Origin of the sequence: Clostridium zeae (assembly GCF_017312485.1) — a bacterium.
GTDB lineage: Bacteria > Bacillota > Clostridia > Clostridiales > Clostridiaceae > Clostridium_AR > Clostridium_AR zeae.
In genome coordinates this window covers 617,501-630,590 of sequence record NZ_BMBA01000002.1, presented here as the reverse complement: position 1 = coordinate 630,590, position 13,090 = coordinate 617,501, and the positions used below count along the sequence as shown (strand labels likewise).

The window sequence follows — 13,090 nt, the reverse complement described above, 5'->3', positions numbered from 1 at the left end:
GGTGCATTTTTATAACTATAAATAAAAATATATAAGATTTAGTATCTAAAGAACTAAGCTTAAGTAACCTCCTTAACACACCAGGTATCTTTGGCATGTATAATTCTAAGAGTATTTTCTGTTGTATTGAAAGAGCCAGAAGAAGTTGACCAAAAGAATTTTAATTTAACTATATATTCAGTAGCACTTATTTTGTTTTTAGAAATAACTTCATATCTATCAAGCCATGGACTGGATACACCATATATCCAATAAGTATCTTTTGGATCACCTAAGTCTTTTAAAATTTTTGCTTTTAATTCTTTACAAGCAACAGAGTAGTGGTAAACTCCATTCCTTGTTTTTTCAGTTTTAGCCCAAATACTTATTACCTGTTCTGGAGAAGTTGCTCCAAATTCATCAAGAGCTTGTTTAAAAAGTTCAACTTGAGCTTTTGTCTGTTCATGAGTAATTAAATTATCTTTTTTAAGTTCAGTTCCAGCATAAGGTGAATTGATTAATAATGTAGATATCAATGTGGCAGTAATGATTTTGGTGATTGTATGCATAATATTTAATCTCCTTTTTTAAAACATCTATGAGAAAAGAAGGTTTGATGAAAAAAATTTATATAATTATAATTTCAACTCTAGATAGTAATTTATTCATCAATATAAGGAATTGAGGAATCTTGCAGAATTAATTAATAATAAAGTAATATTTCTATTGACATGGAGCCAGATTTAGGTTTTATAGTTAAATTAATGAATATAACCTTGGAAAATATTTTTATATGGAGGCCAATATGGATATTGGAGAATTTTCAAAAATTACAGCTATAGCAATTGATACATTAAGGTATTATGACAAGATTAAATTATTAATTCCGGCAAAAGTAAATTCAAGAAGAATGTATACTGAGGAAGATGTTGAAAAGGCTTTAATCATTATAAAACTTAAAAAACTCAATTTCTCTCTTGATGAAATAAAAGCTTTTTTTGAATTAGAGGAAAGTATAGAACAAAGTGAGGAAATAAATGACGATAGTGTAAAGGATATAGAGGTTTGTCTTGGAATGATTGAGTTAAAATATAAGGCTATAGAAAGACAAGAAGAGGAACTTAGGATAGTTAAAACTGCTTTGAATAAGATGATTATTAAAACTAATAGTCTAATTAAAAATAGGTGATGTTGAAACGTCGAAATTAAATTGTTAGTCCTCCGATGCTTTAATGAGCTTACGCAAAGAATTAATATGATTTTGTCATACTCCATGGCTAAAACTGCAAACTCACTACGTTCGAACAGTACAGTTTATTAACGCCATTCCATCTGAAAAAATCATTTAATTCTAATAGCTCGCTCATATAGCATCTCCTGACAACAATTTAATTTCAATAATACTCTTAAAAATATCCTAAAGATAAAGAAATGATTATACAAATAATTAAAGAAGGTGTTTGTATGAATATTGTATTCGTTGTAATAACTGTGCTCTATGGATTGTTGAGCATAATTGCTGGAGTACTTGGACTCAAACAAAAGAAGAGTTCAAGGTTGGCTACGTTAATGATGATAACTGGTGGAGCGTTTTTAATTATGTCAGTGATGTTTGAAAAAAACAATTCGATTTTATCATGTATAACTCTATTAGTTGGGCTAGTTCTCAATCATATATCTGCAATACTTAGTGGAATTAAGATTCATGGAAAGGTGAAGGTAGGACATCATATTATAAGACTTATAATATCAAGTGTGGTGATGATTTTATATTTTGTATAATAGTGGTATAATTTTCGTAGTAGAGTTAATTGTTTTTTAGCTAGCATTGTTTCGACAGGTTAGAAAATCATCAAATGCTAGGATATTCGGATAAGTATGAATTGATCTTTATAACGGATATCTAAGGTAAGGAGAAATTATGTATAAGATAATGATAATAGAAGATGAAGAAAAGATAAGGGAGATAATTACAGATTCTCTAAAGAAATGGGGATTTGACGTTTGTTTCGTTGAAGATTTCAGTAATATAGTTGGAGAATTTGTAAGTTATTCTCCAAGTCTTGTACTGATGGATATAAACCTACCAGTATTTGATGGATTTCATTGGTGCAATCAAATAAGAAATATATCAAAGGTGCCAGTATTATTTTTATCATCAAGAAACACAAATATGGACATAGTCATGGCTGTAAATATGGGAGGGGATGATTATATAACTAAGCCTTTCTCTATGGAAGTATTGATAGCCAAGATTAATGCTATTTTGAGACGAACTTATTCTTACTCTGATGCTTCAATTGATGTAATAAATTATAATGGGGTATTACTTTCTCTTAAAGATAACGTCCTGCACTATGAAAATAAAAGTGTGGAGCTCACAAAAAATGAGTTTAAAATACTATATGTATTGATGAAGAATCATGAAAGAATAGTAAGTAGAGAAAAAATCATGCAAGAACTATGGGAAGATGAGAGCTTTATAGATGATAATACTTTAACAGTAAACATAAATAGATTAAGAAAAAGGTTAAATGAGATAGGGTTAGAGGAGTATATAAAAACAGTAAAGAATCAGGGGTATATGATAAAATGAGTTTTTTTAGATATTTAAAAGAAAATTTAAGATTTTTAGTTTTTTACGTAATTCTTTTAACTTTTATCTTACTGACTATATATGTGGGTAGGAGCAACGAGCTTTTGACTTCAAATTTAGTCTATATGATTACTGTATCGATTATAATGTTATTATTTTTCGTCATATATGATTATAACGTTAGAAATAAAAGTATTAAAAATTTAAAGGAAATACAAAAGTCAGAAAATAAAACGCCTATATTTACTGAAGCTTTTGAATGTAAGGATGAAATTTATCAAATGATTATTTCTGATCTTTATAAAGAGTATGTAGATTCCTTGAGAAATATAGAAGAGAGTTTTTCTGAGAATAGTGAATTTATAATAAGCTGGGTACATGAAATTAAAACTCCTATAACTACTGCCAAGCTTATATTAGATACAATAAATTTTCAAGAACAAACGACAGTAATATCATTAAAGGAAGAGCTTGATAAGATTGATGATTATGTTGAAAAGGTTCTATACTACTCAAGAAGTAATGATTTTTCAAAGGATTATGTTATAAGCGAAACTGTCATTAATAATGTTGTTAAGGAAAGTGTGAAGAAGCATTCTATTATTTTTATAAGAAAGCATATTAGTTTTTTTAATAAGGTTGATGATAAGTTGACAGTGGATACAGATAAAAAATGGTTGGTATTTATAATAGATCAGCTTATATCAAATGCTCTTAAATATACCAAAGATGGAGGAGGGATAAGTTTTTATACCTCTAAAAATGATAATGAAATAGTGCTTACTGTGGAGGATGATGGCATAGGAATAAGGCAAGAAGATATAGAGAGAATTTTTTCTAAGTCTTTTACTGGTAATAACGGCCGGGACAATAACATTAAAGCTACAGGTATGGGGTTATATCTTGCTAAGAAGCTTTCTACAAAGCTAGGACATAGACTAACGGTAGAATCTGAATATGGAAAAGGAACCAAATTTTATATTTACTTTCCTGTATATGGTGATTAATGAAGTGATATAAAGATGTACCAATTAAATTTGAAAATATAAATTCTATAATGAAGTTGTATATCCATATATAAACTACTTCATATTAGAATTTATCCAAATAAAGATTCGTAGAATCATCGAAATCTTTATTTGGAGTTTAAGGATTGAAGTAGTTTATCTATATATTACAAAATTGTAAGTTTGAAAAGCAAAATGTAAGCCAAAGAAATGGCGGCACATTTTGTTTTTTTATATACTTTTAATATAAGATACAGCAAAGATAATATTCTAAAAACTTAAGCTTTTAGAATTATTTTAAGAATAGTATCAATGTAATTATGGTGCACCTACGAAATAAACTTGGAGGTATTTATATGGAAGTATTAAATATTAAAAACTTAAAAAAGGTATACGGATCAAAATTCGGGTCAGTGAAATATACAGCTTTAGATAATATAGATCTCAAGATAAATGAAGGAGAATTTGTAGGGATAATGGGACCTTCAGGTTCAGGAAAAACTACTTTTTTGAATGTAATATCAACTATAGATAAGCCTACTTCAGGGAGTGTCTATATTGACGGTAATGATGTGACAAAGCTTAAGGAGCCAAGTTTATCAAAATTTAGAAGAGAGAAGCTTGGGTTTATATTTCAAGACTTTAATCTTTTAGACAATATGACACTTAAGGAAAACATAGTATTACCCTTGGCCTTATCCAAAACTTCCTATTCAATTATAGAAAAAAGGTTAGCTGACATTACAAATAAGCTAGGAATAAGTGAAGTGCTTAATAAACATCCTTATGAAGTGTCTGGTGGGCAGAAACAAAGAGCAGCTGCTGCAAGAGCTATGATTTCTAATCCCTCCTTGATACTAGGGGATGAGCCTACTGGAGCACTTGATTCCAAATCCTCTAAGGAACTGTTGGGAGCTTTGAATAATTTGAATGAGAATAATAAAGCTACCATACTTATGGTAACCCATGATGTTTTTGCGGCATCATACTGCAAGAGAGTTATATTTATTAAAGATGGTAAGTTATTTAATGAAATATATAAAGGTGATATGACAAGAAAAGATTTTTATCAAAGAATTTTAAAGATACTTTCTGTCATAGGGGGTGATACTGATGACATTGGTTAGTATTACAACCAGGAATATAAGAAAGAATTTTAAAAATTATTGGTCATATTTTTTAAGTTTATCCTTTAGTATATTTTCAGTCTATCTTTTTATGTCTATTTTATACAGTACTTATATTCAAGACGAGCTTGGAGAAATGAAGAAATTTATAACTTTATTTAATGTTGGCGCAGTAATGATTGTGATTTTTTCGGCATTTTTTATATGGTATTCTAATTCGTTTTTTATAAAATCAAGGAAAAAAGAGTTTGCTACCTATATGCTTTTAGGAATGTCTAAAAATCAAGTTGCAAAGATTAATTTTTATGAAAATACATTTATTACTGCAATTGCATTGATAACTGGAATAATCTTGGGACTTATTTTTAGTAAGTTTTTCATAATGATTCTTTTTTATATGGTTAAAATATCATCATTTGTGCCTTTTCAGTGGAATTTAAGAGCTATAAATATGACATTAAAGATATTTGGCACAATATATATTATTATTTCAATCCATGGTTCAATTATTGTAAGGAACAGTAATCTGATAGATTTATTTAATGCATCAAAAAGAATTGAGAGAGGATTAAAAGTATCAGCAATAACATTTTTATTTACAATTGTATCAGTTGTTTGTATGTATTTTGGTTATAGTATTGCTATTCAAGAGTTAGGTAGCAATATACTTAAGGCTCCAATAGTTGTTGCGCTAGTAGTAGTAGGTACGATACTGCTCTTTACATCTGCTACAACATTTTTAATATATATAAATAAGAAAAATGAAAAGAGTCTTTTTAAAGGTACTAAGCTTATAGCAACTTCACAGCTATATTTTAGGTATAGAGGAAATGTTGGAACTCTCAGTATCATTGCAATAAGTACTACGGTTGCTCTTTGTGCGTTGGTTACATGTGTGGGGTCTTATACAAAAACTGAAGAAAACTCAAGATATATGAGACCTTTTTCTGTAGAGTATTTTAAAACAAAAGATGAAAATGTAATTTTTGATAGAGTTCTAGCTAATCACAAGGAAATATCAGTTAAATATTCTGATGAACTTGAGATGCTTATAGTAAATGCAGAAGATCCTCTTAATAATATTAATTCTGATTTTTATGTTATTAGACAAAGTGATTTTAATAAGATAAATGAACATCAAAATGTTGACAGAAAAGCAGAATTAAATCATGAAGATGATTGCTACTTCATACAAATGCAAAGTTTTGCTGTTAATAAAAGTGCATTAAATAAGAGCGTTAATATAAATTTAAAAGATAAAAACTATAGCTTGAAGGTATCTCAAACAGATATAAAACCTTTCATAGCGCTTGATCACTTTAACCAAACTTTTGTAGTAAAAGACAATATCTATGATTCTATGAAATTAAATTCTGAAAAATCAAAGATTATTAAACTAAAAGGATATATTTTAGATAATGATTTCAAAGCAGAAAATTTCTTAAGCGACTTAGGAAAGAACTTTTATAAAGAAAGTGGACTCGTAACTTTCTATGAACATTATACAGATGGACTAAAGTTATTAGGTATGATGGCCTTTATAGGGTTGTTTATAGGTGCATTATTTATAACTGCCACAGGAAGTATAATATATTTTAAGATGGAGATGGAAGCAAGAGAAGACAAGGAAAAATTTGTTACCTTAAGTAAAATTGGAGTAAGTAATCATGAAATAAAAATTTCAATTGCAAAAGAATTAGGGCTACTATTTTGGGCACCATTTATGGTTGCTGTTATAAACTCATTACCGGCAACTATTGCACTGAGCAAAATGCTTTCTTTGAAACTTATGAATAGTTTTATTGTGATAGCTTCGGTGTATGGGCTTATCTATTGTGTGTATTATTTTGTGACTTTAAACTCCTATACTAAGATCGTTGTAAATAAGAATGCTTAAAGCTTTTTTAAAGAAGAAATTAATTAAATCAATAAAAGCACGCAGCTAAAGCTCGATTAATTATTAGAACTTGATTATTGGACATTGAAATAGGGAATAAAGTATAATATCATATAATTAATAATTATTATTGATTGTACTTTATTCCTTAAGGAGATGATTTTTTGAAGATATATTCATGGAATGTTAATGGACTTAGAGCCATTATGAAAAAAGATTTTTTAAACTTTGTAGAAACTGATTCGCCAGATATACTATGTATACAGGAAACTAAGCTTCAAGAAGCGACTTTAGATGATGCAGCTAGAAATATAAAAGGGTATCATTCGTATTTTTCCTTTGCTGAGAAAAAAGGATATAGTGGAGTTGCTACATATTCTAAAGTTGAACCTATAAGTGTTAGTCATGGTATTGGAATTGAAGAATTCGATAGTGAAGGAAGAATTTTAATAACAGAGTTTGAAGGATTTACTCTGTTTAATATATACTTCCCAAATGGACAGAGTAGTGAGGAAAGATTAGATTATAAGATGAGATTCTATGACGCTTTACTTGAATATTGTAATGAGAGAGTAAAGGAAGGGAAGAAGCTTATAATCTGTGGTGATTATAACACTGCCCATACACCGATGGATATTAAGAATGCAAAGTCCAATGAAAAGACTTCAGGGTTCTTACCAATGGAGAGAGAATGGATGGATAAGTTTATTGCTAACGGATATACAGATACCTTTAGACATTTTAATCCAGAAACTATAAAATACTCTTGGTGGAGTTATATGTTCAAATCAAGAGAAAGAAACACGGGATGGAGAATAGACTACCACTTTGTATCTAATAACCTGCTAGAAGAGCTTAAAGGAGCAGATATTCTGACTGAGGTATTTGGTTCAGATCATTGTCCTGTATCTATAGAGTTAAAGTAATTTATTGAACATATTTAAATATGCAAAAACCTCCAATGGAACATCTTTACAGATTTTCTATTGGAGGTTTTTCTAAAAGGTTCCTATACAAGAACTTGACTAAAGCATCTGATTGCTAGCCATTTAATTTCAGCACAATACTTTAACAGCGCCAATATTTTAAAGTGGGTATAAGTTATAAGGAGGAATTGTTTCTCTTACCTTTGTTGAGGAAGTCCAAAGTAATGCAATAGCCCCTTTCGAGGTTCCAACATATTCAATTTCGATTTCATATGACTTTTCACCTTCAAAATCAACCATTTCAAAATCTATTGGTAGAGAATAATAATCTTTTACTCTTAGAATTTCTTTCCCATTTAGCTTTACGGTGCCATCACCTACACAAACTAACTGTAGTTTGTATCTTTGAGAGATAGGAAGCTTTAGCTTTCCAGTCCATCTCGCTGAGAAGCTTTCACCTAAATCTTGAGGTTTATCAGTTTTCCAGTTAAAGCTAATACTTTCATCTAGTCTCTTTAACCTAAGATCAGTAAAGTTTTTATTGGCATAATAACTTCCCATCAAACCACCGGATTCAGGAGCGTCTACTTGTATATAAGTCAACTGTCCTCCAGGATAAACTCCATTGTTTGTGACTTTATAATCGTCATGATTGTGCATTGGATAAAATTGAGGGAAGAAGTTACTATTTGGACTTTCTTCTGATTCATCGCAGATATCTATATAATTTGTTGTATTAATATTTAATACATTTATAGGCTCTGTAGGAATTTCTGCTATAAGTGAAGGATCATATGCTTTAAGTTCATGAATTTGTCTACAAACAGAAGGGATAGAATTCTGTCCTTTAACAATATATTTTCTGTATATAGGACTCTTGTTTTCGGCATTTATCAAAAGATCATAGGTTTCACCAGAGCCAATCGTGCAGGTAAAGCCCATTTCAGTTATAGGGTGTCCCATATGTCCCATATCCTTTGAAGGATGATTCATCTCTAAAAATGGACTTACATGCGAATCCTTGCCTATAACTTTAAAGTGCCATCCGTGTATATGCCAAGGTATTACTTGGTAACCCATATTTATCATTCTGAGTAAAAAGTCTTCCCCAGTTTTTACACGAACATATGACTCGTAATTTAATTGTGCTAAATCAGTATCACTACCATCTGTAGGTGTTTGTGGATGTGGAAGTAAAGAATAAGGGAAAGGTCTTCCGTTTACAAGCCAGAAATTAGGTTTGTAGTCTACAGGATTAAAATCAGTACCATTTAATATACTATCGTGCCAGGTCTGGTCGATGTCTGATAATAACATTATATATTCCTTATTGAAAAAAGAATGAATGTTGTTATAAGCAAAATTTCTATTTGTAGCAGAGCAAGGTATATTAGGAACAATTTCTCCATTGTTAAGCCATCTTCCACGCTTATCTTTTCTTATGCCATTCTCTTCAAGACTCTTATAAGATGGATATATTATTAATGCTCCATACATACCCATTTGAACATGCTCTGAAGCTTCCTGGTGGCAGTGATACATAAGTGTTCCAGGATTTTCTGGATAGAAATAATAGGTCAAAGTTTCGGGTTTGTTACTTCCGTTAAACTCCCACATAGGAACCGCAAATGAAAGTTCAGGGAAGCCATCTAACTGAGTGGCTACATGTGCACCGTGCATATGAACTGTATGAGGATCCATTATATTAACATACAACATACCAAGATTAATTAAAGTAATATAGATTTTGTCACCAACTTCTCCCCATATAATAGGAGATGGAAGAGAAGCACTTCCTTTTAGCCCGTATAAATAGTTCCAGTTTTCTGAGTTTTCCCAATTAAGCTTTTCATCTACTACTTTGTCATCAACCTTATACAATCCCCCAACAAATCCGTATATAAGAACCTCAACTTCTGTTGTAGGATTAGGAGGAAGTTCTGGAGATGTAGGCAATTTTGTTTTTCCATCAGTAGCTAGCAAAACATAATGTCTTACAGCCATAGTTATCATCCTTTCATGTACAATATACTTTAACAACAATTGTACATCGATACATTATATGTAATAATATGTCATATGTTATAGATGAATCACTTCATAATTAAATTTATATTTTCAAATTCTCCTCTTAGAACCCAGAGGAGTTTTGAAAATAAATTTCGGATTGAAGTGTTTCATCTTTAAATAAAAATAAACCACTTCAAATTTAAATAATGAAGTGGCTTATCTTCTCTTGCAGAGGGGTAGAGATCAATATGTTTAAATATATTAACATTGTTTATAAATTGATTAATACAAATTTAAAAAGCAATGATAATTGGAACTTTTTTATTTTTCAGATGAAACTAATGAAAATAGTACACTGTTTTCTAAATGTATATGAGTAAATAGGTCTTTTTCAAGAGCTTCTATTTGAGCATATACAAGTCTGAATGTAGTGCAAGTGTCTTTTGGTGCAGAAAAATCATTTGTGAGTTCTCTTATTTCTTTAAGTATGTCCCCAGCAGCATCATGTTCAGACTCAGTTTCTTTTATAAATTCAGTTACCTTTGTAAGGGTGGTACTAGATTTATCATTAGAATACTTTTCTATCAAAGGAAATAATACTTCTTCCTCTTTTATTAAATGTTCTTCTAATTCTATTTTTAGAAGTCCAAATAGCTTGTGTAGTTTTAATAGAAGTTCTTGATGATGAGAAAAGTGAGCTTTCAAAATTTTCATCATAAGTAAATCAATATTAGGTAATTCTCTTTTTGTGTAAGCGTGGTGTGTTCTTACTATATGATTTATGATATTGATTGGTGATTCCTTTCTCCAGTCAATATATTCATTATTAGACTGTAAAAATACCTCATAAGCTTCATTAAGTTCCTTTAAAATACTATCAACATTCAGATTTTTTTCAAGTAAAGCTGATTCCAAGTTATCATGTCCACCACAACAATAATCAATCTTATATTTATTAAATATCTCACTTGCTAAAGGGAAATTAGAAACTATTTGACCTAAAGTATCTTTTTTATCTATTTTGTTTATCATCATATACCTCCAAATTTTTATATTGCATTAAGTGCAAGACTACCAATATATTCACAAGCTCTTTCTACTTCATGAAGAGACTCTTCTTTTACAGCAAATCTTATTCTTATAGGAAAAGCTACATCTGACATACCTGTGGATTTTATTACCTTAGAAGTTTCTAATACATTAGCATTTGTATCAAGTAGATAATCTTGTATTACTTCTATAGATTCGCCGCTCCAACCGTAAGAACCAAAGGCTGAAACTATTTTATTAGATAAGTCCATGGCTTTCAATTCTTTTAAAACATCTTCTAAAGCACCTATCATATCTCCATATCTAGTTGAGCTACCGAAAAGTACTATATCAGAGTTGTTTATATAATCTAGTACTTCTTCCTTTGGAGTTTTATTTACATCTACAGTTACAGCAGTAATTCCCTCAGCGCTAAGGAAATCAGCGATACTTTGTGAAAGTTTTTTTGTGTTGCTTGTCATAGTGGAATAGATTACGGCTGCTGATTTATTAGTTGTAGTATTCTTGCTTAGTTCTGCGTATAACTTAACAAATTTTTCTGTTTCAGTTCTTAATATATATCCATGAGATGGAGCAATCATCTTAATATCAAGATGTTTTATCTTATTTATCATATATTGAACATGCTTTCTATGTGGGTGCATGATTAATGTGTAGTAAACCTTAAAGTCTTCAAATATGTCTTCTTTAGCTAAATCATTAAATACTTCTGTATTAGCAATATGTGTGCTAAATATGTCACAAGGGAATAATATTTTATCTTCAATGCAGTAAGTTATCATAGTTTCTTCAGTATGAAGATATGGTGTTTCTAAGAATAATAAAGTCTTACCACCTATATCTAATTTATCTCCATCTTTAACTACTAAGAAGTTTCTTTTGTGAAGTTTATACATTTCTTTTAATTCTTCAACTGCTTTTTCTGTACAAACTATAGTAGCATTCTTAGCTTGAGCTGCAAGACTTCCAAGTCCCCCTGAGTGATCAGGTTCAGTATGGTTTATAACAATATATTGAATCCTCATTAAATCTATAGTTTCTTTTAAGTTATCTACGAATTCTTTTCCAAAACTTATATCTACAGTATCTATAATGGTTGGTTTTTCTGTATTTAGTAAGTAGCTGTTATATGTTGTGCCTTTTGTTAATGTAAGTCTATGGAATGGAACATCTCTATCATCCACTTTACTTACGCTATATATGTTATCTGCAATCATCATTTTATTTATCATAATTAAGCCTCCTAAATTTTATATCAAATTATTTTTTCGTTTGCTATGGCTTAATTATATGAGCATTAGGATTTTAAAAATATGATTCAAATCAAATTTTAAAAAATAATAAAAAAACATCGATATAAAAATACTAAAGCTCCTGTAAATAAAACAGGAGCTTTAAACAACAATATTAAATTATAAGATTTTTTACATAAAATCATTTAGCCTGCTAGAATCTCGAATGATTAAAGTTTTGTTTCCTACTAAAGATATTACACCAGAGTCCTGTAGCTTAGTGAGCTTTCTGCTTATAGTTTCGCGAGTAACCCCTATATAGTTAGCCATATCCTCTCTGTTCATAGGTAAGTTAACTTCAATTCCTAAATCAGTATTGTGTCCGTATTTTTCTCCAAATTCAGAAATAAGACTAGCAACTCTTATGTCAGCATCATTGGTTGCAAGATTTTGTGCAAGATTTTCGGCTTCCATAAGTCTTTTAGAAACTTCAGTCAATATTTTTACTGATATTTCAGGATTTTCTATAAGTATAGTGTGCATTGCCTCTTTACTTAAAGAACATATTTTTACTGAAGATAGAGCGTATGCAGAGAAATTGTATTTCTCTTTTTCATTAAAGAGGCTAAGTTCTCCGAAAAAATCACCTGGAGATAAAACTCGTATTATTTGTTCCTTTCCCTCTTTTGTGACCTTTGTGAGTTTTACCTGACCTTGATTTATAATTACTAAAGAGTTAGAAAGATCTCCTTCAACACAAATTGCTTCACCTTTATTAAAGCTAAGGTGACTTATTTTAGAAACAACCTTAGATAAATGATCTCTGTCAAGTGATGCAAATATGGGAACTTTGCTAGCACAAAGTTTGGTTTTACAACTTTCACATTGAATTTTATTCAAATATATCACCTCGTGAAGTGTTAATAAATATTTATATATCATTTTATCATAGATATATATTCATATAAACTAATCTATAATTGTAACTTTTGAATATTTCAATTTAAAGGGCTAAATAGTTTCGTGGATTTACAATTTTGTGAGAGAATTTTAAAATATATTTCTTATAGAAGTAGTACATCACTAGAAATGGTTTTCATGTTTTGAAATAATTTATTAACTTGATTTTGAAAGTATTGGTAAGCAAAATTGCAATTTACAGTTTTTAGTATCAAAAGGAGTTGAATTACGTATATTGTAATAAAAGTGAAGTTTGTTTATGATTTTATTGCATAATTTTAATATTTTCTTATAAAATTTAATTAT

12 protein-coding genes are annotated in these 13,090 nt (G+C 29.7%); 7 read left to right on the top strand and 5 right to left on the bottom strand.

Features of this window, described 5'->3' with window-relative positions; genetic code table 11:
• Positions 1-59: 59 nt before the first annotated feature.
• Positions 60-548: a hypothetical protein gene (locus J3477_RS12290; protein WP_206870245.1), complete on the bottom strand. Its 489-nt coding sequence runs from the start codon at positions 546-548 to the stop codon at positions 60-62.
• A gap of 236 nt (positions 549-784) precedes the next feature.
• On the opposite strand from J3477_RS12290, the gene J3477_RS12285 reads away from it, so the two are divergent.
• From J3477_RS12285 to J3477_RS12255, 7 genes are all read left to right on the top strand, one after another.
• A complete protein-coding gene (locus J3477_RS12285) occupies positions 785-1,168 on the top strand; it encodes a MerR family transcriptional regulator (RefSeq protein ID WP_206870244.1) in 384 nt (127 codons plus the stop codon).
• 275 nt (positions 1,169-1,443) lie between these two features.
• Positions 1,444-1,761 (top strand): hypothetical protein, encoded by a 318-nt coding sequence (locus J3477_RS12280; RefSeq protein ID WP_206870243.1) that lies wholly within the window; start codon positions 1,444-1,446, stop codon positions 1,759-1,761.
• 139 nt (positions 1,762-1,900) lie between these two features.
• Positions 1,901-2,575, top strand: coding sequence for a response regulator transcription factor (locus J3477_RS12275; protein WP_206870242.1), 675 nt, complete (start codon positions 1,901-1,903; stop codon positions 2,573-2,575).
• Entirely contained in the window at positions 2,572-3,582 is a 1,011-nt protein-coding gene (locus J3477_RS12270; protein WP_206870241.1) for a sensor histidine kinase, read from the top strand. Before J3477_RS12275 ends, J3477_RS12270 begins: the two co-directional genes overlap by 4 nt.
• Positions 3,583-3,938: 356 nt before the next feature.
• Positions 3,939-4,709 carry an ABC transporter ATP-binding protein gene (locus J3477_RS12265; protein WP_206870240.1) on the top strand — a complete coding sequence of 257 codons (771 nt, stop codon included), beginning with the start codon at positions 3,939-3,941 and terminating at the stop codon, positions 4,707-4,709.
• Positions 4,696-6,606, top strand: coding sequence for an FtsX-like permease family protein (locus J3477_RS12260; protein WP_206870239.1), 1,911 nt, complete (start codon positions 4,696-4,698; stop codon positions 6,604-6,606). Before J3477_RS12265 ends, J3477_RS12260 begins: the two co-directional genes overlap by 14 nt.
• Positions 6,607-6,770: 164 nt before the next feature.
• On the top strand, positions 6,771-7,532 hold the full coding sequence (locus J3477_RS12255) for an exodeoxyribonuclease III (protein WP_206870238.1): 762 nt from the start codon (positions 6,771-6,773) through the stop codon (positions 7,530-7,532).
• A 159-nt stretch (positions 7,533-7,691) separates the two neighbouring features.
• Here the strand turns inward: J3477_RS12255 and J3477_RS12250 are convergent, their stop codons facing one another.
• From J3477_RS12250 to J3477_RS12235, 4 genes are all read right to left on the bottom strand, one after another.
• Positions 7,692-9,536, bottom strand: a complete 1,845-nt coding sequence (locus tag J3477_RS12250) for a multicopper oxidase domain-containing protein (protein WP_206870237.1) — start codon at positions 9,534-9,536, stop codon at positions 7,692-7,694.
• Positions 9,537-9,863: 327 nt separating this feature from the next.
• Positions 9,864-10,574, bottom strand: a complete 711-nt coding sequence (gene ric, locus J3477_RS12245) for an iron-sulfur cluster repair di-iron protein (RefSeq protein WP_206870236.1) — start codon at positions 10,572-10,574, stop codon at positions 9,864-9,866.
• Positions 10,575-10,591: 17 nt separating this feature from the next.
• Positions 10,592-11,824 carry an FprA family A-type flavoprotein gene (locus J3477_RS12240; protein ID WP_206870235.1) on the bottom strand — a complete coding sequence of 411 codons (1,233 nt, stop codon included), beginning with the start codon at positions 11,822-11,824 and terminating at the stop codon, positions 10,592-10,594.
• 192 nt (positions 11,825-12,016) lie between these two features.
• Complete coding sequence (locus tag J3477_RS12235) at positions 12,017-12,724, bottom strand: Crp/Fnr family transcriptional regulator (RefSeq protein WP_228731272.1); 708 nt, start codon at positions 12,722-12,724, stop codon at positions 12,017-12,019.
• Between the last annotated feature and the right edge of the window lie 366 nt (positions 12,725-13,090).